Annotated in this window: 21 protein-coding genes; 10 read left to right on the top strand and 11 right to left on the bottom strand. The window is 41.4% G+C overall.

The annotated features are described in order from the left end of the window. The first annotated feature begins 22 nt into the window (after positions 1–22). Positions 23–1771, top strand: coding sequence for a peptide MFS transporter (locus tag GGR21_RS14960; RefSeq protein ID WP_183308035.1), 1749 nt, complete (start codon positions 23–25; stop codon positions 1769–1771). Between the two features lie 3 nt (positions 1772–1774). Beyond that, positions 1775–2275: a DNA-deoxyinosine glycosylase gene (locus GGR21_RS14955; RefSeq protein ID WP_183308034.1), complete on the top strand. Its 501-nt coding sequence runs from the start codon at positions 1775–1777 to the stop codon at positions 2273–2275. On the opposite strand, the gene thrC is transcribed toward GGR21_RS14955, so the two are convergent. Continuing rightward, positions 2256–3551: a threonine synthase gene (gene thrC, locus GGR21_RS14950; RefSeq protein ID WP_183308033.1), complete on the bottom strand. Its 1296-nt coding sequence runs from the start codon at positions 3549–3551 to the stop codon at positions 2256–2258. The two genes, GGR21_RS14955 and thrC, sit on opposite strands and share 20 nt — an antisense overlap. A gap of 177 nt (positions 3552–3728) precedes the next feature. On the opposite strand from thrC, the gene GGR21_RS14945 reads away from it, so the two are divergent. The 4 genes from GGR21_RS14945 to GGR21_RS14930 all read left to right on the top strand — a co-directional run bounded on the left by GGR21_RS14945 (position 3729) and on the right by GGR21_RS14930 (position 6278). After that, entirely contained in the window at positions 3729–4202 is a 474-nt protein-coding gene (locus GGR21_RS14945) for a hypothetical protein (protein ID WP_183308032.1), read from the top strand. A 4-nt stretch (positions 4203–4206) separates the two neighbouring features. Beyond that, positions 4207–4416 carry a hypothetical protein gene (locus tag GGR21_RS14940; RefSeq protein WP_183308031.1) on the top strand — a complete coding sequence of 70 codons (210 nt, stop codon included), beginning with the start codon at positions 4207–4209 and terminating at the stop codon, positions 4414–4416. Between the two features lie 65 nt (positions 4417–4481). Further along, a complete protein-coding gene (locus tag GGR21_RS14935) occupies positions 4482–5306 on the top strand; it encodes a helix-turn-helix domain-containing protein (protein ID WP_183308030.1) in 825 nt (274 codons plus the stop codon). 12 nt (positions 5307–5318) lie between these two features. Further along, the gene (locus tag GGR21_RS14930; protein ID WP_183308029.1) at positions 5319–6278 is read left to right on the top strand and encodes a ketopantoate reductase family protein; all 960 of its coding nucleotides are present in this window, start codon (positions 5319–5321) and stop codon (positions 6276–6278) included. Here GGR21_RS14930 and GGR21_RS14925 read toward each other — a convergent pair. The 3 genes from GGR21_RS14925 to GGR21_RS14915 are packed head-to-tail and all read right to left on the bottom strand — an operon-like array spanning position 6273 to position 9663. Beyond that, a complete protein-coding gene (locus GGR21_RS14925; protein ID WP_183308028.1) occupies positions 6273–7559 on the bottom strand; it encodes an Nramp family divalent metal transporter in 1287 nt (428 codons plus the stop codon). The genes GGR21_RS14930 and GGR21_RS14925 overlap by 6 nt on opposite strands. Then, positions 7556–8956 carry an MFS transporter gene (locus GGR21_RS14920; RefSeq protein ID WP_183308027.1) on the bottom strand — a complete coding sequence of 467 codons (1401 nt, stop codon included), beginning with the start codon at positions 8954–8956 and terminating at the stop codon, positions 7556–7558. The genes GGR21_RS14925 and GGR21_RS14920 overlap by 4 nt, the downstream gene beginning before the upstream one ends. A 59-nt stretch (positions 8957–9015) precedes the next feature. Further along, complete coding sequence (locus GGR21_RS14915) at positions 9016–9663, bottom strand: type 1 glutamine amidotransferase (protein ID WP_183308026.1); 648 nt, start codon at positions 9661–9663, stop codon at positions 9016–9018. Between the two features lie 134 nt (positions 9664–9797). Between GGR21_RS14915 and zupT the strand changes: the two genes are divergently transcribed. The 3 genes from zupT to GGR21_RS14900 all read left to right on the top strand — a co-directional run bounded on the left by zupT (position 9798) and on the right by GGR21_RS14900 (position 17519). Next, a complete protein-coding gene (zupT, locus tag GGR21_RS14910; RefSeq protein ID WP_183308025.1) occupies positions 9798–10592 on the top strand; it encodes a zinc transporter ZupT in 795 nt (264 codons plus the stop codon). A 436-nt stretch (positions 10593–11028) separates the two neighbouring features. Next, on the top strand, positions 11029–16593 hold the full coding sequence (locus tag GGR21_RS14905) for an alpha-2-macroglobulin family protein (RefSeq protein ID WP_183308024.1): 5565 nt from the start codon (positions 11029–11031) through the stop codon (positions 16591–16593). Positions 16594–16670: 77 nt separating this feature from the next. Further along, entirely contained in the window at positions 16671–17519 is an 849-nt protein-coding gene (locus tag GGR21_RS14900; RefSeq protein ID WP_183308023.1) for a hypothetical protein, read from the top strand. Here GGR21_RS14900 and GGR21_RS14895 read toward each other — a convergent pair whose 3' ends face one another. The 7 genes from GGR21_RS14895 to pgeF all read right to left on the bottom strand — a co-directional run bounded on the left by GGR21_RS14895 (position 17520) and on the right by pgeF (position 23289). After that, positions 17520–17966, bottom strand: a complete 447-nt coding sequence (locus GGR21_RS14895) for a DUF3788 family protein (RefSeq protein WP_183308022.1) — start codon at positions 17964–17966, stop codon at positions 17520–17522. A gap of 39 nt (positions 17967–18005) precedes the next feature. Continuing rightward, positions 18006–19202, bottom strand: coding sequence for an MFS transporter (locus GGR21_RS14890; protein ID WP_183308021.1), 1197 nt, complete (start codon positions 19200–19202; stop codon positions 18006–18008). A gap of 4 nt (positions 19203–19206) precedes the next feature. Beyond that, positions 19207–19920 (bottom strand): hypothetical protein, encoded by a 714-nt coding sequence (locus GGR21_RS14885; protein WP_183308020.1) that lies wholly within the window; start codon positions 19918–19920, stop codon positions 19207–19209. A gap of 6 nt (positions 19921–19926) precedes the next feature. After that, positions 19927–20802: a carbon-nitrogen hydrolase gene (locus GGR21_RS14880; protein WP_183308019.1), complete on the bottom strand. Its 876-nt coding sequence runs from the start codon at positions 20800–20802 to the stop codon at positions 19927–19929. A 271-nt stretch (positions 20803–21073) separates the two neighbouring features. Continuing rightward, on the bottom strand, positions 21074–21298 hold the full coding sequence (locus GGR21_RS14875; RefSeq protein ID WP_183308018.1) for a hypothetical protein: 225 nt from the start codon (positions 21296–21298) through the stop codon (positions 21074–21076). 98 nt (positions 21299–21396) lie between these two features. Then, positions 21397–22440 (bottom strand): agmatine deiminase family protein, encoded by a 1044-nt coding sequence (locus GGR21_RS14870; RefSeq protein WP_183308017.1) that lies wholly within the window; start codon positions 22438–22440, stop codon positions 21397–21399. 39 nt (positions 22441–22479) lie between these two features. Next, entirely contained in the window at positions 22480–23289 is an 810-nt protein-coding gene (gene pgeF / locus GGR21_RS14865) for a peptidoglycan editing factor PgeF (protein WP_183308016.1), read from the bottom strand. A gap of 126 nt (positions 23290–23415) precedes the next feature. Between pgeF and GGR21_RS14860 the strand changes: the two genes are divergently transcribed. Further along, positions 23416–23955, top strand: coding sequence for a hypothetical protein (locus GGR21_RS14860; RefSeq protein WP_183308015.1), 540 nt, complete (start codon positions 23416–23418; stop codon positions 23953–23955). Positions 23956–24222: the final 267 nt, after the last annotated feature.

The raw sequence follows: 24222 nt of genomic DNA, 5'->3' as shown, positions 1-24222 counted from the left end.
ACAACCGGACTTTTTCAATAAGATGAAGGAAGAAATAGACGCTATACAGAAAGGACATCCTAAAGGTATTTATCTGCTTTTTGCCACCGAAATGTGGGAACGTTTCAGCTATTACGGCATGCGGGCATTATTCGCTTTGTATATGCTGAAAGCTTTGTTATTCGACACGGCATACAGCAGCAGCATATATGGCAGCTACACAGGACTGGTATATTTAACCCCGCTGATCGGCGGATATATAGCCGACAGATATTGGGGCAACCGCCGCTCCATAATGGTAGGGGCCTTACTGATGGCGGTTGGGCAATTTTTATTGTTCCTTTCAGGCTGGTTTTTCAAAGATGTAAGTTTAGCTACGACGCTGATGTTCTCGGGACTGGGATTTCTCATATTCGGCAATGGGTTTTTCAAACCGAATATTTCCTCTATGGTGGGACAATTATATGCGCCCGGTGACAGCCGAAAAGATTCGGCCTATACGATTTTCTATATGGGAGTAAATACAGGCTCATTCATAGCCCCGCTTATTTGTGGATTCTTTGGGGACACAGGTCATCCCGAAGATTTCAAGTGGGGATTTCTGGCAGCATGTATCGGTATGTTGCTCGGACTGATCGTATTCATTTTATTCAAAGACAAATATCTGGTGACTCCGGCAGGCGACTCGATTGGAGTTATACCCAACAACAAGGATGAAAAGAAAACAGACGTAAATGACACGAACAAACAATCAGACAAATCTCCGGTAAAAATAGCCATCATCTGGGCTACCATACTGATTGTTTTATTCTATCTCCTTTATGTTGTTTTAGATACGGATTTCTTCGGTTCCATCATTTACTCACTGGCTGTTGCCGCACCTGGATATATTATTTCCGACCCATCATTAACCAAGATTGAGCGTTCCCGCATCTGGGTGATCTATATCATCGCCTTTTTTGTAATCTTCTTCTGGGCAGCCTTCGAACAGGCAGGAGCATCACTCACTTATTTTGCCGAAGCGCAGATCGACCGACATCTAGAATTGTTCAACTGGACAATCCCGACTTCTTACTTCCAATCGGTAAATGCACTGGCTATAATTGTATTTGCGCCGTTATTCGTAATCCTTTGGACAAAACTCGGACGAAAAGGAAAAGAACCCGCCTCTCCGATGAAACAATCGATCGGATTATTTCTCCTTGCAATAGGCTATCTGGTTATTGCGTTTGGAGTGAAAGGGCTGGCACCGGGGGTGAAAGTCAGCATGCTCTGGCTTGTAAGCCTGTATGTGATCCATACTTTTGGCGAACTTTGTTTGTCCCCCATAGGTCTGTCGATGGTGAACAAACTGGCTCCTCTCCGTTTTGCTTCATTACTGATGGCAATATGGTATCTGAGTACAGCCACGGCGAATAAATTCGCAGGGACTTTGAGTGGTTACTATCCGCAACCACTGATAGAAGTCGCCGATGTAAAAGCTGCCGCAGAAAAAAGTATGTTAAAGTTACTACCTGAAAATTTCGAGAAATCAGTATCTGAAAAAAACGGTGTGGAGGTGATGCCTTTTGATAAAATCGCATTTTCGGAAATAAAGGATAAAAACCTGAAAGAAGAAATTCAACGGGAACTAGAGCCTAAACAGATGGAGAACCCTAAAACATTTTTAGGGTATCAGATTTCCAATTTGTATGACTTCTTTATGCTCTTCGTATTCATGGCAGGGGCAGCATCTATTGTACTGTTCTTCCTGTCCCGCAGGCTATTGAAAATGATGCATGGAATAAGATAAACGATGAGAAAAGAAAGCTTTGAACCGATCATTAACGAAAAGTGCCGGATATTGATACTTGGCACACTGCCCAGCGAAGAATCGATGCGCAAACGTGAACGGTATGGCCATAAAACAAACCAGTTCTGGCGGCTTATTTTCACCCTTTTCGAAAAACCTCTACCTGATAACTACGAAGAAAAGAATGCCATATTAGCAGAAAACAATATTGCGATCTGGGATGTGCTTCACTCCGCAGAAGGTAAAGGCAGTCTCGACAGCAACTTAAAGAATGAAGTTCCTAATGATTTTATGACCTTATTCAGAGAATATCCACAGATAAAATACATCTTTTTTACCGGAACAAAAGCCGCAGATTTTTACAGAAAACATATAGGATTCGACGAAGAGCGGACATATATCACCCTACCCTCTCCCAGTGCGGCTAATGCACGTTTAACCTTTGCTCAAAAGCTGGAAAAATGGCAATTGCTACTGGATGCTGTCAAAGAAGTAAATGCTTGAATTCATCGAACGATTTACCCATACCGATACTTTTCTTTTCGCCTTTCATAAATTCCTGCAACTTTTCAGGAATAGCAATTTTCTCTCCGATAATAGACTCTACCGTTTCAAGGAATTTGGCAGGATGAGCCGTTTCCAGGAATACGCCAGTTTCATCGGGTTTTAACTGATCCTTCAACGCCTGATAGCCGCATGCTCCATGAGGATCGAGCAAATAGCCGGTATCGATATATGTTTGTTTCAGAGTTTTCCTTATACTGTCATCGTTGTACCATTCACCTGAAATGTCTGTCTTTATTTTTTCTAAAGAATGGTCATAAAGATCCAGCACCCGCACAAAATTACTCGGATCGCCTACATCCATTGCATTGGCAATCGTCTGCACAGACAGACGTGGATTATATTCACCTGTTTGCAGGTATTCGTAAAAAATATCGTTACTATTGTTTGCCGCGATAAAGCGTTTAACAGGTAATCCCATACGTTTGGCGATGAGTCCGGCCGTGATATTGCCAAAGTTACCGCTAGGCACACAGAAAACCACATTATCGGTTTTACCCTGCTTCGCCAATTGCGCATAAGCATGGAAATAATAGAAAGCCTGCGGCAGGAAACGGGCTACATTGATCGAATTGGCAGAAGTCAGGTTCAGTTTCTTATTCAATTCTTCATCAAGGAAAGCAATCTTCACTAATGCCTGGCAATCGTCGAACGTACCATCTACTTCTATAGCGGTAATATTTTGCCCTAAAGTAGTGAACTGGCATTCCTGTATTGCACTCACCTTTCCTTTAGGGTAAAGCACATATACATGGATGCCATCGACTCCCAGAAATCCGTTTGCCACGGCACTACCTGTATCACCCGATGTGGCAACCAGCACTTTCACATCTGTCTGTCCCTGTTTTTTGATGAAATAGCCCAACAAACGAGCCATAAAACGGCCGCCGACATCTTTAAAAGCCAATGTAGGGCCATGAAACAGTTCCAGACTATAAATATTATCGTTTACATGCACCATAGGCGTATCGAAGTTCAGCGTATCGTAAACGATCTGCTTCAAAGTATCCGCTTCTACATCCTCCCCGAAAAAGGCATCGGCTACGCTATAAGCAATTTCCTGAAAGGTCATATTGCCGATATTATCATAAAATGATTTTGGCAATACTTTTATTTTTTCAGGCATATAAAGCCCTTTATCGGGAGCCAGTCCTTTTACAACGGCTTCCTGCAAGCTAACTTCCGGCGATTGTTTATTCGTGCTGTAATACTTCATTTTTTCAAAAATCTAAATTATGAACAACAAAAGTAGTAAAATGACAAGATAAAATCAAATTGAAGCTCAGAATGACACACGCAATTCTACTATTTTATCTTATGAATTTGTATGTTTGCTGATATTCTATTAATTTTAAAACAAATTGCATCACGTATATAATCTAATATATTTATTATGAGAAAGCTTTTGAGCCTTTTAGTACTGAGTTTTTTATTGGCTGGTTGCAGTAGTGACACCGAAGAGCCTGACACGAAAGAATTGTACGAATTCTTCTTAGCGGGAATATGGAAACCCGCCGTTTTTGAGAATTTCCCCACGGATGGCAATTCTGAAGATTTAGGTTCGGTTTTTACTTTTAACGAGGATAAAACAGGGAGTGTGCAGATTATAGAATCTATTGAAGACAATAAATATACCTTTTCGGCTACTTACGATATAAACAAATGGGAAATCAAAGAATATGACAGTACTGGTAAAGATTATGTAATCACTTTTGATATAGAAAAAAATGTGGGGGGCCTTCCCACTAAGGTTTCATATTTATTGCTGATCAACCATATTGAAGCGACAATGCTATATACAACAGATTTAACGACAACGAAAAAAACATCATACCTGAAAACTAAGAGTATTGACCTGGCAGAATAATATTATGAAAAACTGGTTTAGAAGATTTTTTTTCTTTCTGGGACTGGCAAGTTTCACCTTCCTTCTCATGCGTTTTTTAGAGCTTCTTCGCAATGGTGGAGAGCTTGTTTTTACCGCATCTCTTTTAGGGGGGCACATACTTATTGCTATTGGCATTTCGGTTTTAGCTGCTTTTCTGATAAAGCCCAGAAAAACGGAACAAAAGGAAGAATAGATAAGGAATCAACAAAGTCCTTTTTTTACACCTTATCTTCCGAAAAATAAGTTTTAATTTGCTTTATGAATAGTTTTTATGCCATAGAACCCTCTCCTATGCTTATTCCTTTTGTAAAGCAATATTGGTTTGTATCATTAGATGATATAGCAAAAGGTTATCAAAGACTACTACCTTTCGGATATGCGGGAGTGACTTTCCACAGAACGAAACACAACAATCTCTTGGATGGAAATAGATTACCGGTCTCATATATCAGCGGACAGTCTACACAGTACAGCAAACTTGTTTTTAATGGCAGAATAAATTTCATATCAGTCATATTTCATCCGGTAGGAGCTATGTTGTTTTTCGATATGGCAATGAGTGAAATTACCGACAGGCATATACCGGTTGAAGATTTGAAGAACAGATCGATGACCGAACTGGAAAACAGATTGACAGAAACAGAGGACAACGGAAAATGTATCGAATTAATCGAAAGATTTCTGATAAAAAGCCTGTGTAAAAATCAGGACAGAGAAGACTACAGACTGGCCGCTACAATAAATTCTATCCATAACGGTGTAAATGACATTTCATCCCTCGCACAAACCGTATGCCTGGGATATAAGCAATTTAAACGAAAATTCTATGATCAGGTAGGGATTAATCCAAAAGATTATATACGGATAAAACGGTTCCAGCAAGCAGCCTATATTATACAAAGCAATAGAACGACAACGCTGGAACAATTGGCAGACAATTGTAATTATTACGATAAGTCGCATCTGATAAAGGATTTCAAAGAATTTTCGGGACACACACCCGGAGAGTATCTGTCTCATTGTGATCCATACTCCGGCTATCATGCATTGTTCAGGTCTGCTTTTCTGAATTCCACGCCCTGATAAAAATATATTATGAAAATACTTATCTATGGAGCAGGTGTTATCGGATGCACCTACGGCTGCCAATTTTCCTCTGCCGGGCATGATGTGAGCCTTTTGGTAAGAAAAGGCAAGGCTGAAAAGATAAAAGATAAAGGCATACATATCAGTTGTGCCGACTACAGAAGCGGAAAAAGACAAACAACGGAAACAATGTTCTGTCCAAAAGTAATTGAGAACCTATCTTCTGACAATGATTTTGACTATATACTAATTACTGTAAGTTCTGCCGATCTTATGGACGTATTACCTTCATTGTCTAAATCAGCTGGTAAAGCACATATTATATTCTTCCTGAATCTGTGGGACGAATTCGACGAAATATCCGGATATTTATTACCTCATCAATATTCTTATGGTTTCCCGTTTATGGCAGGCGGCGGACGGAACGGGAATATATTAGACGCGATCATATCGGGATCAAAATACTCGAAAACGATGCTGGGCAATGCCGATGGGAAGAAAACGCCCGAACTTGAAATATTCTTCGGGATTTTAGATGAAGTAAACCTGAAACCTTTTATCTCCGGTCAGATAATAAACTGGCTTGTTCCTCATTATGTATTTATAGCAGCAATATCGGCAGGAATAATAAATTCAGGCGGTACGACAAAAAACTTCCTTGGAAACAAAAAGCTTATTAAAGATACTGTAAAGGCTATCAGAGAAGGGTTCGGCATTTGTATAAGAAAAGGGATCAATCCGAAGCGGGAAAAAGTCAACCAGTTGTATTACTTACCGTTCTTTATATGTATCCCTGTCATGAGAAAAATATTCAGCAATGAAGACATGGCATCCATGTTCGACGGATACCTGAAACATTCAGTTAAAGATATAAAGTTCATGCTTGACAAAGTTATTCTTTCTGCTAAGCCGTATGATATAGAAATACCTTATCTTACCGGATTAAGGAAAAGCATCGATAGTTTATAACTTTATATCTACAAAAAAACTGGCGAGCAATAATACATTCAGGAACGTTACCACAGTAGCGATACCATACAGCAAAAATTTGGTAAATGGAGTATTAGCATACTTACCCATCACCTCTTTAGAAGAAGTTAGCCTTACCTGAAGAAATACGGTAACAGGTAATTGCATACTCAATACAGCCTGAGAAATTATAAGCCCTTTGAAAGGATCACCTATCAGGAAAATAATACATAAACCTATACCCAAAGATATGGCTATCCCCGTACGGGAATGAATATCCTTTACATTGTATGGTTCGTTGTACATCCCTGCAAAGATCGACCCTGCAGCAATCCCCGATGTCATGGAAGAAGATACCCCGGCAAACAACAAGGCTACGGCAAATATAATAACGGCATTGCTCCCCAGTAACGGTTCCAGCAGGGAATGAGCCTGTTGCAGATCATCAACTACCATTCCCTGCTTAAAAAATGTTGATGCTGCCAGTAAGATCATAGCACTGTTTATCGCCCAGCCTATCAGCATAGAGAAAAACGTATCGAAAAATTCGTATTTAAGCTGTTTTTCCATCACCTTTTCATCCTGTAAATTCCACTGGCGGCTCTGGATAATTTCAGAATGCAGAAAAAGATTGTGGGGCATCACCACCGCACCCAGCACACTCATGATGATCAGCATACTGCCTTGTGGAACAGAAGGAACAACCCATGACCTGGCAGCCTCGCCCCACTCGATGTCCACAAGAAATAGTTCATAGATAAAAGAAAGCCCTATCAGTGAAACGAAAGCTATGATATAGCGCTCGATCTTGCGGTACGAATTGGAAAACGTCATAAAGAACACAAAGACTGTAACCAGTACAGCCCCTATCTTTATAGGTACGTCAAACAACATATTCAAGGCGATAGCTCCTCCTAATATTTCGGCGAGCGAAGTAGATACTGACGCACCCATTGCCGACCACAGGACAATACGTGAACCTGTGCGTGGCAGGTATTTATTTGCAGCCTCGGAAAGGCACAACCCTGTTACAATACCCAGATGCGCCACATTGTGCTGCAAAATAATCAGCATGATTGTAGACAGGGTAACTACCCATAGCAAAGCATAACCGAATTCCGATCCGGCAGCAAAATTCGAGGCCCAGTTCCCGGGATCGATAAATCCGACCGTAACCAAGAGGCCCGGCCCTATATATTTCAGTAATTCGAAGGCGCTGGATTTTTGCCTTCTGTTGATAGTTTTGTATTCCTGCTTTAGTCTCTTGAATAAGTTTTTCATTTTCCTGTAATATCACTGGCCTTCTTTTTCTCCCTTGCCGAAGATGCATAAATCCCGAAGCAGCAAAGAACCAAACAAATAACAAAAGTGATGCGCATACTGTTCATTAATCCAACATGTACATCAGGTGAAAGCTTTACATTCCCCACCATGATAGAAATTGCCATGATGGCAATTCCCATACTGAAAGCCTGGCCTGTGAGCCGCATCGTACCCATCGTCGCGGAAGCCAGACCATAGTGCTTCTTTTCCACCGAGCTCATGATAATATTTGTATTCGGTGAAGAGAAAATACCAAAACCAAGTCCCAGCAAGAAAAGAATAGCACCGAGAAGGTAATAACTGGTAGTTTCAGAAATAAAGCATAGGCCAATCAGTCCGACGGCAATAATGCCCATCCCTAAAGTCGCCAGAAAAGTAGCTGACATCTTATCTGAAAGCCGTCCCGATTTCAAGGATGCGAACGCTTGCACGATTGATTGTATAATCAGTATAAGTCCCGCATCCCGTGGCGACAGACCTCTTACATACTGCAAATACAGGCTCAGCATAAAAGAAATGGCAAAAGTCGCCGAGTAGTTTATCAATGCCGAAAGGGAGGATAAACGGAATACCCTGTTCTCAAGGAAAACACGGATATTGAATACCGGATATTCCTGCTTCTTCTCATAAAAAGCGAAAACCAACAAAACGATCACCCCTACTCCTATACAGACAAAACCCTGTACATGAGGTAACTCGGCAAAACCATAAATAAGAGCGGATAACGAAATAGCAAAAAGTACAGAGCCTATAACATCGAACTTACTTTTCACTTCCTCTTTCCAGTCCTCCTTTATAACGATAATACCTCCTACCGCTACAATAAGACTGACTGCCGCCGCCACAAAAAAGATACTGTGCCAGTTAAGATACTGAGTAAGTATTCCTCCGATAAAAGGTCCTGCTGCTAACGAAAAATAAACAGTCGCCGCTATTGTCCCCATAGCCATCCCCCTCTTTTCGGCAGGGACAGACGAGGTAAGGATTGCAGTACTTGTACCGAACATCATAGCACTGCCCACTCCCGACAGGAACCTGTAAATAATCAGTGTTGTTCCGGTAGTGGCCAATCCGCTTAGCACAGAGAATATTGTCAGGATAATTACTCCCCAGATAAATACTTTCCGCCGTCCGATCATATCGGCGATCCGGGCACATGGTATCTGCAATATGGCTGTGGATAACATGTATGAAGTAGGTACCCACCCCGACATAACGGCATCGAGTGAAAGGTCTTTATTGATATAAGGCAATGCAAGGTTCAGCGCCGAACCCATAAATGGCACTAAGGAAGAGCCCAGGCACAATATAAATAATAGCGCGCCTGTATTCTTTTTCGTTTCAGATTGTATCATAATCTTTCAGTGAAGTTATCCAGTATTGATTTAATCATCCTGTTCGATTCCGGGATATATTACACATTGTTACGTATATATTCTTCTGTCTGAATGTATTTACCCTCTGTGAATGCACTTTTTCCGTTGACAATTATATCATCACGGCTTTCTTCTGTCACTTCGAAGTGGAATTGCAGGGCAAGCACATTTTCCTTATAAAGAAATGCCTGATTAGTGCATGCTTCACTTGAGGCTAAAAGGCGGACTCCATCCAAAGGGGGCAGATCGAAGGTGTCGCCATGCCATTGGAATGCCACAAAATATTTTTCTTTACTGTCGAATAGTTCCTGTGCTACAGAATCAGTAAAGGCAACAGGCCACCAGCCTATTTCCTTTTCCTTGTTCGGATAAACATCCGCTCCCAGGGCACTTGCGATTAACTGTGCGCCAAGACAAATCCCGATCACTGTCTTCCCGGCCTCTATGGCCTGAAGGACAAAAGCTTTCTCTTTTTTCAGCCAGGGATATTTGTCTTCTTCGTAAACACCCATAGGCCCACCCATGACAACCAGCATGTCAAATTGCGACATATCAGGTAAAATCTGATCTTCATATATTTTTGTCACCGATAGGTTATACTCTTTTTCCTTTACCCATTTTTCTATATACCCCAACCCTTCGTATGGGACATGCTGAATATAGTGAACAGTACATATTTTTTCCATTATGTTGCAATTTTAGATTATAAAATTACAAAATGTTTATTCTCTTCCTGATTAAAACCTCATTTTAATTTTAACTTTTCGCTAAAAATATGTGTATCTTTGCATCTATTATGGTAACTATCTGAAAAACAACAATGACCGAACAGAATATATTGCTTGCATTTATCCTTACCGCTATTGCCGGATTATCCACCGGTATAGGAAGCCTTATCGCTTTACTGGCAAAGCATACAAACACAAAATTCCTGTGCGCGTCATTAGGTTTTTCGGCAGGTATTATGCTTTATGTATCGTTTATGGAGATGATACCGCAGGGAAAAGAGGAACTGATATCTGTTTTCGGCGACAAAATGGGAACTTTATATCTTATCCTTGCTTTTTTTGGAGGTATTGCCTTTATCAACCTCATCGACTTTCTGATACCCGAATCGCTCAATCCGCACGAAATACAGGGTGTGGAAGATATGGACAAGAAAAGTGCACTGAAACGTACCGGATTAGTAGTAGCCATGTCCATCGCCATACATAACTTTCCTGAGGGAATAGCTACTTTTACCTCTGCACTTGGATCGCTTGATGTAGCCATACCAATCACCATAGCCATTGCCATACACAATATCCCCGAAGGAATAGCCGTGGCAGTACCGATCTACCATGCCACTGGCAGTCGCAAAAAAGCTTTCTGGTATTCCTTTGCATCGGGACTGGCTGAGCCATTCGGCGCTTTGATCGCCTATCTGTTCCTCATGCAGTTCTGGACTCCGGCCATGAACGGGATCGTGCTGGCTGCCGTATCAGGTATTATGGTGTTTATTTCTTTGGACGAACTTCTCCCGAGTGCTGAAAAATATGGAGAACATCACCTTTCTATCTCCGGACTGGTTGCCGGAATGCTGGTTATGGCGTTTAGCCTTTATTTGTTCGTGTAAGCCCAATAATCATTTTAATTCTCCGAGTTAAATAGTTGAAATCTGTATTTTTATTCTGATTCTTTATCTATAGTCAATAGAAGCAATCTTTGACATGGATAAAGTTGACAAGTAAACGAGATACAAGTAAACAAGTTTCCTCGTCTCATCGGATTTAAACTAAAAATTGTGTCAGGAATGTCAGGTTTTAACAAAAAAGCGAATAGCCATGAGCTAACAGCTAAAGGCTAAATAATCTGTCAGGTTTGTCAGGTTTTGATAAAGCAACCAAAGGCTAAATAAAAACTAAAACATACGTGAGTTCTGTAAACTTTGGCAATTTCCGACAGCTTATTTACGCTGTTTATGGAAAAATAACTTCACTTTATTTCATTTATTCTTTTATATTTGTGTTTAGAATACTTAAAACACAATATAAGGCACAAAATATACAATTATGAAAAAAAATCTACTCCTTTCCTCCATTTTTATTTTGTCGTGTCTCTTCATCATCAATGCATGCAAGAGAAGTGGCACACGGGATATCAATCCTGAATTTGCTAAGTATATTGCGGCATTTACCTACGGGCAGGTATCATCTTCATCTGAAATACAGATCGAACTGACTCAAGACATCCCTACTGTGGAGTTGAACAAAGAGGTAGATCAGGAATTATTCAAATTCTCCCCGTCTATCAAAGGGAAAGCCTTCTGGACAAGTTCGCGAACGATAAAATTCGTACCCGATCCGGGTGAATTAAAAAACGGGCAGGAATATGAAGCACACTTTTTACTGAATAAAGTGTTGAAGGTAGATAGTGAATTTAAAGATTTTAATTTCAGTTTTCATGTGCCTGAACAGAATTTCAGCGTCAACCTGAATCCCTATTCTCCGATAAAAGACAATGATCTTTTATGGAATGCCGTGCAGGGCAATCTCAATCTGGCAGACGGGGCGAACGTGGAAGATATACAAAAAATGCTGAGCCTTTCGGGCGAAAATGCAAAAGATGCCAGAATAAAAGTTACGCCAGCCGAAGGAAAAGGACGGTTCAACCTGCTAATAGACAGCCTTCGCCGTGGAGATAAAGATTTTGAATACACACTCCATATAAAGGGTGATCCTGTAGGTGTAAAAAGAAACGAAGATATAAAAATAAATATCCCTAAGATACAGGATTTTTCAGTGCTGGAGGTTATAAACGAATATTCACCGCAGGAGTGTATCAGAGTTACATTCAGCGATCCTTTATCCCTGAACCAGAATATACAAGGCCTTATCAAACCGGGGGAAATAGAGAATTTTACCTATGACATCCAGAAAAATGTATTGAGAATCTATCTGGATAAGAATACCAGTGGAACAAGTATAAACCTGAAAATCCACAAAGAGCTGAAAAGCGCCGGAAACAAACCGTTGAAAGAAGATTATACAGCAGCCGTAGTCATACAAAAAAACAAACCGGAAATCAAGCTTGTCAATGCGGGAAATATTCTTCCGAATTCCGAAAATCTGATTATTCCTTTTCAGGCAGTCAACCTATGGGCTGTAGATGTGAAAGTGATCAAAGTATATGAGAATAACATTCTGGGTTATCTTCAATCGAATGACTTTGGAGAAAACAGCGAACTTAAACGTTTCGGACGGCTCATACTGAAAAAACGAATCCGGCTTGATTCCGACCCGACGCTTAAACTCGGCGAATGGAACAACTTCTCGCTCGACCTGTCGAAGATGATCAAGCAAGATCCGGGCGCGGTCTACCGTCTCGAATTCTCGATAAAAGCACAATACTCGCTTTATCCATGCGACGGTATGATTCCGCAAATACCGGAAGAAGCGTCACTTGAGCGCTTCGATGAAATAACCGAAGCCGAAGAAGCTCAATGGGACAGGCCGGGTTATTACTATTACGATGACGGACGCGACTGGAATAATTATGTATGGAAAGAAAGGGATAATCCTTGTCATCCAACCTATTATATGGAAAAATCGTCGGTAACCTGTATGGTATTGGCCTCTAATATAGGCATTACAGCCAAGATGGGTGCCGAAAAGAAAATGACGGTTGCCGTGACTGATGTTTTAACGACAAACCCGCTTTCGGGTGCTACAGTAGATATTTACAACTATCAGATGCAGCGTATCGGCAGTAGCACTACCGATGGAAATGGTTTTGCCGAAATAGAGTATAAGAACGGCGTGCCTTTCGTTGTGATTGCGACCAACGGAAAAGAGAAAGGATATCTGAAAGTAACATCCAACCTCTCCCTGTCGTTAAGTAACTTCGATGTAAGTGGGAAAAGGCTGGAAAAAGGACTAAAAGGATATATCTATGGGGAACGGGGCGTGTGGCGTCCGGGTGACTCCATTTTTGTAACTTTCATCCTCGAAGATAAAGCCAAAACATTGCCGGAAGGGCATCCTGTTTCACTTGAACTATATACTCCTCGCGGGCAAATGGCTCAACGTTATGTATCGAATGGAGGAAAAGAAAATTTCTATCCGTTCCGTATGGCTACCGATGCGAATGCCATTACAGGAAACTGGCAGGCACGGGTAAAAGTGGGTGGCGTTACGTTCTACAAAACGCTGAAAATAGAAACAGTGAAACCAAACCGCCTGAAAGTCCGCCTCGATGTTAGCGATATGATAGACGCCAGCAGTGGTACTTTCAATAGCTCATTATCATCGCAATGGCTGCACGGTGCTCCGGCATCCAATCTGAAAGCGAAAGTGGAAATGACATTGAGCAGGGCAAACCGTCCGTTCAAAGGATACGAAAATTATACTTTCAGTAATCCTGCGTCGAATTTCACGGCAGATACATATACAGTCTTCGATGGGCAATTGGATGCATCAGGGAATGCCACTGTAAGGGCAAATCTGCCACAAGCAGCCGGTGCACCGGGATTGTTGAAAGCCGATTTTGTTTCCCGTGTATTCGAAACAGGAGGCGATGCCAGCTTTTATAGCCAGACATCTGTATACTCTCCATTTGCCGCTTACATTGGCATTAAGTCTCCGACCGATTCGTATTACGGATGGATGGAAACAGACAAAGACAACATGATCGATATTGTTACCCTCAATGCAAAAGGGCAACCTGTGAATCGTTCGGGTCTGCATGTAAAGATCTATAAGATAAAATGGTCGTGGTGGTGGAACTCCAGTGACAATCTGTCCTCTTATATAAACAATACTTCCACTCAGGTCATCCTCGATGAAAATATCTCTACGACAAACGGAGGAAAGGCCAAAGTGAAATTCCGTGTCGACTATCCTGAATGGGGACGCTATCTGATTATGGTAGAGGACAAAAACGGAGGCCATATATCAGGCAGGACACTGTATGTAGACTGGCCGTCATGGCGTGGACGTTCGGATAAACAAGACCCCGAAGGGCTGACAATGCTTTCTTTCACTACCGATAAACAAGCATATAAGGTAGGCGAAAAAGTGACTGTCACTTTACCGAAGAGTTCTGCAGGGCGTGCGCTCATCAGTATAGAAGATGGTTCGAGAATATTATCGAAGGAATGGGTGACAACCAATGCCAAAGAAGATACAAAATATACCCTCACCGTGACCGAGGAGATGGCGCCTAACTTCTATATATTCGCTACACTTCTGCAACCTCATGCACAGACTGACAACGATCTGCCTATACGTTTGTATGGTGTGTTGAATATCAATGTAGAAAATGAAGAGACCAAACTTACTCCAGTCATCAATATGCCGGACGAACTGCGTCCTGAAAAAGAATTCTCTGTATCCGTATCGGAAAAGAACGGTAAGGATATGACCTATACATTGGCAATAGTTGACGAAGGACTGCTTGATCTTACCTCATTCAAAACCCCGAACGCATGGAGTGACTTCTATGCCCGTCAGGCTTTGGGTGTGCGCACATGGGATATGTTCGACCTTGTGGTAGGTGCACAAACAGGAAAAATAGGGCCGCTATTGAGTATCGGAGGAGACGAAGCCCTGAATCCGTCTAAAAATAACGTAAACAGGTTCAAACCTGTGGTAAAATATATCGGGCCATTCACTCTGAAAGGAGGAAAAACCGATACACATAAACTAACATTGCCATCCTACTTCGGCTCTGTTCGGGTGATGGCTGTTGCCGGAAATATGAAAGGCGCTTATGGCAATGCAGAAAAGACCGTACCTGTACGCAATCCGTTGATGATATTATCTACACTTCCACGTGTAGCCGGACCGGAAGAAGAGATCCTTTTGCCTGTGAACGTATTCGCAATGGATAAGAAAGTGAAGGATGTAACTGTTACCGTCCAATCCAACGGACTATTCCAGTTCACCGATGGTAAATCCAAATCCGTTTCTTTCGCCGAAACAGGTGACAAGATGGTTTACTTCAAGGTAAAAGTGAGTAAGAAAACAGGATATGAAAAGGTAGTCATTAAAGCGACCGGAGGCGGTGAAGCTGCTACCGAAACGGTGGATATAGAAATACGCAACCCTAATCCGCATGTGATAATGACGTCCAAGTCGTTAGTAGATCCAAATGGCACAGCTAATCTGAACCTCACATTCGAAGATATAAAGGACGGTGATTGGGCCCGCATGGAGGTTTCGCGTATGCCGGGTATCGACCTGGGCAAACATCTCGAGTTCCTTCGTTACTATCCTCACGGATGTTCCGAACAGGTTACTTCCAAAGGTTTCCCTCTATTGTATGTAGAGAACTTCCGAGCTTTGACAAATGCCGAGAAAGAATTGACAAACAATCACATCAAAGAAGCGATCAACATCATTGTTTCACGACAACTCAGCGACGGAGGAATCGCATACTGGCCGGGCAACCGCTATCCGAACGAATGGGTAACTACCTACGCAGGACACTTCCTTGTAGAAGCACAACGTTCAGGTCGGGATGTACCTGCATCAGTCATCAATAAGTGGAAACAATTCCAGAAGAAATCGGCGCAAACATGGGATAGGAAAGACCTGTACAGTTCTTACTACAGTTATTCGATGAGTGATCTGCAACAGGCTTACCGTTTATATACACTGGCATTGGCCGGAGAACCTGAATTGGGAGCGATGAACCGCTTGAAAGAAATGACAGGTTTATCTACACAGGCACGCTGGCGCCTGGCCGCAGCTTATGTGCTGGCAGGCAAGAAAGACGCGGCTATACAGTTGACTAATAATGTTAGCGATAAAGTAAGTAAATATTCATTCAGCAATAATACGTATGGTAATACAGTACGAGACAGGGCTATGATAATGGAAACGTACTTGTTGCTCGATAGGGTAGAGAAAGCGCTTGAACTTTCATTCGATGTTGCGGATCACCTTAGCGGTGGTTACGTAACTACACAAACTGCAGCTTACGGACTTATAGCTATGTCACGACTTGCTGAAAAAATGGGTAAGAGCGACATTAAATATGAATGGACGCTAAATGGCGAGAAACAACAGACTGTGAATACGAATAAGGTATTCCAGGAAATAGTGATACAGCCTAAACAGAAAATAGATATCAACTTCACGAACAGAGGCGAAGGCAAACTTTATGTACGTTTGTTGGGACGCACCCAACCGTTGGAGGATAAGGCTCCTGCTATCAATGAAGGTATCAACCTGTTTGTGAAATATGTGGATGACAACGGAAAGGATATGGATATAACCAAACTGAAACAGGGTACGGAATTCTATGCAAGTGTGATTGTCCAGAATATATCGGGACAGTATTTAACAGATATGAATCTGAACCAGATATTCGCTTCGGGATGGGAGATATTCAATAACCGCCTGTTTAATGCTGGTGCAAATATGCAAAACAGCTCGTATAACTATCAGGACATACGGGACGACAGGGTGTATACGTACTTCAACATCGGGATGGGTTATTCTATGTCGTTCAAGGTGAGATTACAAGCTGCTTATTGTGGTAAATTCTATCTGCCTGCCGTAGCATGCGAAGCCATGTACAGTCCGACAGAACAAAGCCGTACTACGGGTATGTGGGTAGAAGTTGTGCAATAAACATTAGATAATATAACTAAGAAGAATAGAGTATTAATCAGATAAATGCCCTATTTTTGCATCATAAGTACAATAGGATGAAAAGAGCGGTCTGCACATTTGGTAGTTACTATCTCACGGAAGGTTTTCCCCGATTCAGGAAGATGGCGGAGGATATGAATCTCTTTGATGAGATATATACTATTTGCGAAAAGGATCTGGATGAGGATTTTAATAAACGCTGGGGACGCTATCTGATCCCTTATTCCCGTGGTTTCGGTTACTGGTGCTGGAAACCATATTTCATTCTGAAGATACTGGAAAAGATGGATGAAGGAGATGTGCTCCTTTATTCGGATATAGGCTGCTATTTCAATCCGAAAGGCCGAAAACGTCTGTTAGAATATTATGATATGGTAGAAAAGACGCCGACAGGGATGTTAGGTGTGAAAAGCCAGGTGGAAAGCTACAACGGCATGCCCGAAACACTCTATTTCGAATATGAGTGGACAAAAGGCGATGTCTTTGCCTATTATAACGTATATGATAATAAAGCATATACGCATACCCCACAATTCGAATCGACCATTATATTCTTTAAGAAAAGCCCGGTAGTAATGCAATTCGTACAGGACTGGTATCAGGCGTATCTTGATGATTACACCCTGGCAACCGACTCACCATCCCGTATACCTAATCTTCCGGGATTTAAAGAGAATCGCCACGACCAAAGCATATATTCCATCTTAGGAAAGAAATATGGAATTGCCGAAATCTCCACAAATGAGATTTTTCAGCGAGACTGGTCATTATTAGACAGTTATCCCATACAAGCACGACGAGATAAATACTATACAAGTAAATATCACTATAAACACCGTTTCAGACTAAGGAAGCTTTACAGAAGACTCTGGGCTATAAAGTATTGGTTTAAGGACAGATTCTAGCTACTGCTTCTTCATCGATTTCTTTATCATTATCATTTTCTCCAGTTCGGGCAATAGTTTACTATCGTTCAACGTAATAAGCATCCATCGGCCGTCATGTAGCTGAGGGGTATTATCAAATATGTCCGTCATATAAGAATCGAAGACAGCCCTGTTGGCCTCAAATGTAATGACTTCCTTCTTCCCATATACCAATACAACGGAGAAAGCATCTTTCTCGGGAAAAATAGAGACAAGTGTCTTTCCGTTTTTACGATAACGTATCATAACCCCGAAATTCTTGCCTCCGAAAACAATCTGTTGTTCAAAATTATAGTTATTATCGAGAAACTTCAACAGAGAATCAAATGCTTTTATTGCTTTTTTCGAACTGATAAATGCTCTTAACTCTTTCAAGTCTGGTAAAGGTTCCTGTCTATAGATTCTTTCGGGTGACTGCGCTTCCATGATAGTGTCAATTGGTTTTAACAATTGACAAATATAATATTACTCTTTGAATTTCGGCTTATTGCACAATAATAAATGCACAAATAAACATAAAATTACAAACAAAGCGCCGACAGATACAACTCCAGTCCATCCATAATATTGCCATGCCTGCCCGCCAATCAGGGTACCCACAGATCCTCCGATGAAGTAGGACACCATATAAACTGTATTCAGTCTGTTAGAAGCTTCAGGGTGAGTAGAGAAGACAATAGTCTGGTTTGTCACATGCATTGCCTGCAAGCCTAAATCAAGAAATATGATCCCGGCAATCAGTCCGGTATAGGTACTCCCCCCTATGCCAAATATCCCCCATGACAATATGAGAAGGATACAGGCTATGGTTATAATAGTGTTTTTATTGATTTTTCCTGCAATATAACCTGTCAGCGAAGCGGCCAAAGCCCCGGCAATACCCACTAATCCGAGCGATCCGGCAATATCACTCCCCTGAAAGAAAGGAGCCTGTTCGAGCCTGAAAGTCAATGTCGTCCAGAAAATAGAGAAAGAGCCAAAACCCAAAGCGCCCCTCAAGGACGCAAGCCTGAGACTGGGCAACTCCTTTGTATAGCGGGCAATGGATGCCATTAACTGGCCGTATGTTCCACCGAATGTAGGACGCATATCTGGTAAAAGCCACGCGATCAGTGCAGCCAGTACAATCATCATGGCTGTAGCGATATAGAACACCTCGCGCCAACCAAGATATTCACCTACAATGCCGCTGAATACCCGTGATGCGAGAATCCCCACCAACAGACCGCTCATCACAATCCCTACATTCCGCTCTTTCTCTTCAGGTCTTGAAAGTTGCGCCGCAATAGGAACAAATATCTGAGGAACGACAGAAGTCAAACCTATAAAAAAGCTGGCAGTAACCATTACAGGTAACGAACGGCTAAAAGCAAATACCAAAAGGGAGGCTATAATGAAAATAAAATCAATCAGTACTATCTGCTTACGTTTGAACATATCGCCAAGCGGGATAATCAACAGAAGCCCTGCCGCATAACCTACCTGTGTGAACATAGCTACCTTACTTGTAGCGGCTTCCGATTCGCCCAGTTCACGTGAAATCATTCCCAACAGAGGCTGATTGTAATAATTATTTGCCACAACAAGCCCCGCCCCAATGGTCATCAGCCAAAGAGTGCCTTTGGATAAGTATTGTCTATTATTTTTTTCCGGTTGCAGCATTTATCTATTCCGAATAAGGTGTATTCATTATCCAGTTCTTTACCATCTCCCTGTCAAAGATTTTACCAATAATCCTGTATTTCGAATCATTCAATGGATTCCTCCCTGTCAGAGGTTCGGACATCACTCCGATTTTCGGGCGGTAGTAGTTTGCATGAACAAAAGACATTTTGCCTCCTGTATAATAGATATATCCTACATGCTGATCCAATCCCACAACGTATAACCCCTCACCTTTTCTTTCGATATAGTCTATGATTTCATTCATTGGTTTCTTATGAAAACGTTGTATATCAGAACTGATTTTCTTTATCAGGTATTCCGAAGCCTGTTGCGCCCACTTTATGCGGGGAATATTAAAGCCCATGTCCCTGAGTGTGGTAGTAACAAAATACCCACAGGCAATACTTCCTACTCCGGGTATCTGGCTATGACCGTGGAATGTCCACGGGGTATTGTACCATGAACGGAAGAAATTATCAGATACCTTTAAAAGATATTTTTGAGCTTCAGTTATTATACTGTCTTTATTATTAGCCTGTTGGCATTGTTTGTAAAAATCATCCCGTTTTTCCAGTGTTTCTTTTTTCAGTTCGTTATATGGTTTTAAATATGGAATGATCTTTTTTTGTAGAGATACTGATCCTTGCTCCTGCGAATTTATATTGCAGGGAAATAGATAAAGTAAAAGAAACAATGTCAGATAAAAGAATTTCATTCTATTTTAATCTCTGAACCGCTTGGTGATATCTCCGAATGCATCGATACGCCTGTCGCGGAAGAATGGCCACCAGCGGCGTACCTGCTCCGAACGTTTCAGGTCTATTTCTACAATCCGTACCTCTTCCTTATCGTTACTTCCCTGCCATAGGATCTCACCCTGAGGGCCTGCGACAAAACTATTTCCCCAGAAAGTAATACCATTCGTCTGTCCCGATGGATCGGGCTCATAGCCTGTGCGGTTAACAGAAACGACATGCAGGCCATTGGCCACAGCATGTCCGCGTTGCGATATTACCCATGCTCCGAGTTGACGATCCTTTTCGTCCTGTGTATCGGTAGATTCCCAGCCGATAGCAGTAGGATAGATCAACAGGTCGGCACCTGCCATTGCCATCAGGCGGGCAGCTTCGGGGTACCACTGATCCCAGCAGACAAGTACACCCAGTTTACCTAATGAGGTATCGATTGGTTGAAAGCCGAGGTCGCCCGGAGTAAAGTAGAATTTCTCGTAATAGGCCGGATCATCCGGTATGTGCATTTTACGGTATTTTCCGGCGATTGTCCCGTCCTTTTCCATCACTACCGCTGTATTGTGGTACAATCCGGGAGCACGTTTTTCGAACAGGGACAAAACAATGACTACACCCAATTCTTTCGCTAAAACGCCGAATTCATCGGTAGAAGGCCCGGGAACCGGCTCTGCCAGATCAAATATATTTGTATCTTCTACCTGACAGAAATAGAGCGAATTGTGCAGCTCCTGTAAAACGATAAGCTCCGCACCCTGCTTAGCAGCCTCTCTTATATTACTTTTTAGCTGCTCTTTATTTTTGTTGACATCGGCTACATTTGCCTGTTGTATTATTCCTATTTTCATAATTCAGTAAAAAGTTGACAAAGTTGACGCATATTTTAATTTTTGATTTGCCTTTTGTCATCCTGAGGAACGAAGGATCTTTCTTTTTTAGATGCTTCGCTTCGCTCTAGCATGATAAGATTAGAAAATGAAACCTCTCGCAAAGACGCTAAGCCACAAAGTAAAAATAGTACATTCTTGAATTCTTCATTCATTATTTATAACTCAATTATTTATAACTCTTTCATACATAGATAAAGTTATCAATAAAAAATGCAAATATAATATCAAATTAATCCGGCAGTTTGATGGTATCGGGAGACATCTCGATATGTTTTTCAAACTCTTCTATTCTTAATAATATATCATCCAAAAACGCCCTATCACATCCCGCTTCCTTCGCGTCTTCATAATAACGTCTCAGCAGAGGCAGGAAAAGAATGTCATTTCCCGAGAATACCATTGCCGGCACATCATTATGTAGACATCTGAATAATAAAGCTTTCTGATCTTTCATATTTTTATAGTTACAAATAATATTAGTTAACGAGTAGACAAGATACCAGTAAACAAGTTTTCAAAATTACGATATTGTTAACTGATAACTGTTGGCTGTTAACTGTTTATAAATCCTTCCGGATATTGCATGGTTATACAATGTAACGAACCATGCTGACGAATGAGCGCAGAGCAATCTACACCTATTACCTCCCTGCCGGGAAAAGCTTTTTGCAACTGATTTTTCGCTTCTTCATCCCGTTCCTTATCATTATAGAACGGCAGCAGAACGACATTGTTCATTATTAAAAAATTGGCATAGGTAGCGGGCAGGCGGGTATTATCTTCATCATAAACAGCCTTTGCCATCGGCAGGGGAATCAGTTTATACGGATCGCCTTTATAATCTGTAAATGTTTTCAACTGCTCTTCCATTTTATTCAGGGCTTCGCAATGTTCATCATCCCGATCATTACATTTTACGTAGGCAATCGTATGCTCGTCACAATAACGGGCCAATGTATCTATATGGCTATCGGTATCGTCTCCGTCCATATACCCGTAATCGAGCCAAAGCACACGATCGAGCCCGAATGTTTCTTTCAGATAGTCTTCGATTCCTTCTTTCGACAGATAAGAGTTCCTATTGGGAGAAAGCAAACATTCACTGGTCGTCAATAGCGTCCCTTTACCGTCCGATTCCAAGGCTCCTCCTTCGAGAACAAAATCTTTCTTATTCTCTAAAACAGCATCCTGTTTAAAAACCTTCGCGGCATACAGTCCCCGGGTTATCTGATTGTCGTAGTTGGAAGCAAATTTTAACCCCCAGCCATTGAATGTAAAATCATAGATATATTTTTCTCCGTTTTTCAGGACAGAAATACCACTATGATCCCGCGCCCAGGTATCGTTTGTTGAAAGTTCCACGATTGTAAGATTATCAAATAATTCTTTATAATCCTGCAACTGATATTTTACCAATCCTTCGTCACGGCAAACAATTATAAGCTTTTGTCTTCGCAATATCTCTGCTGCGATCTTCACATAACATTCACTTACTTCCTCGAGCATATAATCCCAATCGGTATCGGCATGCGGCCACGTGAGTTGTACAGCGCTCTGAGGATACCATTCGGGCGGGAAAAATATATGATGTTTCATTTTTCAAGCATTTTATTTCACAAACAAAAGTACGAATAATTATCTTAAAACCCCACCTGTTATCATTCTGCCCGAATGTATAGTCTGGCGGCGGGCAGAGAAGAACAATCCGGGGTTGGAATAAGTGCAAAGACCGGCAAGCTCTATATTTTCGGGAAGAACACCCGATTCTGTCAAAATCATCTTATTCGTCTTTTCCAAATCGATATGCATTTTACCCGAATCATCATTCCGGTAGGCGATAGCATCGATGAGGAAGCCCGCATTTTGAAATGTATCGATAACCTCATCCCCCACTTCAAAATGCGTTTGAGAAATGCAAGGGCCTATTCCTGCCAGTAAGGAACGGGGATCGCAACCGAAATGCGCCATCATCGCCAGAATCGTTTTATACACGATTTTAGTGACGGTTCCTTTCCACCCGGCATGCGCTGCTGCCAGTATATTTTTCACCGGATCATATACTAACACAGGGACACAATCGGCCGTCGTTACACCAATGCAGACACCTTTCCGGTCTGTAATAACGGCATCGACTTCGTTCAGCTTTAAGTATCTGTCGTTATCTTTTAGAGATAAGAAAGCTTCATCTATAATGCATATTTTATCACTATGTGTCTGGTAAGGAATAAATAAATTACCATGCTCTACATCTGCTGCCGATTCCAGCCTGTAACGGTTTTCATGCACATTCTCAGGATTGTCTCCCGAATAGAATCCAAGATTGAATGTAGCATAACTACCTTTGCTTACCCCACCTTGAATCGTAGTAGAAAAATGGAATATTCTTTCGCTAGGAAATAGGTTGAACTGCAAGAGATTTATATCATTTGTATCTATTAAATTCATTTTGTTATATATCATTTTTATGTTATAAATAGTTAAATAGGAAAACCTTTCGTTACTGCCAGTGTCTTAGCTATGTAAATTATTACCAGAAATGACAAACTAATTATCTAATCAAACCAACACATTATGAAAAAAGTTTTACTGATACTACTAGTTAGTACTTTAGCCCTATTCTCGCATGCACAATCGACACAGAACGAGAATTATTACAAAGGAATAGAAACTTACCGGGATTTACAGCTTTCATCGGAACAAATAGCAAAAATTAAACAACTCAAAAAGGAAGTAGGTCCCAAATTCGAAGCGATTGGACTAGACCGTTCTCTGTCGGGATACGAAAAAGGACAGAAAAAAAGAGAACTGGCGCTTAAACATAAACAAGAAATAGAAAGTATCTTAACTAAAGAGCAGATTGGCTTGTGGGAAAAGAAACATGGCCAATACACATCCCTGGATAATGTGAGGAAGGGGGTGTCGGATGGCTACGACAGCAAAGCAGATGCCCTGGAAGACAAGTACGATGCCGAGAAATCTGCAATTGAAAACAATACATCACTTAGCAAAGACGAAAAGAAAGTTCAAAAAGAAGCCCTGAAGCAAAAATATAAAGCAGAGAAAGATAAACTTAAAGCCGAAAAAGAACATGCTAAGAATGAAATGCTTTAATCATAAATAGGATATAATTTAGAGTAAAGCCCGGAACTGAAGTTCGGGCTTTATTATTAATAATGCGAATCAGCAGTTAGATTTAAATGTTCGTTTTTACTAACGCGCCCTTCGGGTTTGTTTTTCATTTTGGCATTGCCCAAAACGAAACAAAAGGCTAGTGCTTGGTTCCCCGCCGACCTGTCAACGGCTTGCCGGCTAAACCAAATAAACTCGCCTGCGGCTCAGACAATATTTGGTTTCACGCCGTCTTCACCGGACAGGTGC

This window comes from Dysgonomonas hofstadii, assembly GCF_014196915.1.
GTDB lineage: Bacteria > Bacteroidota > Bacteroidia > Bacteroidales > Dysgonomonadaceae > Dysgonomonas > Dysgonomonas hofstadii.
This window is presented reverse-complemented; position numbering and strand designations above follow the sequence as displayed.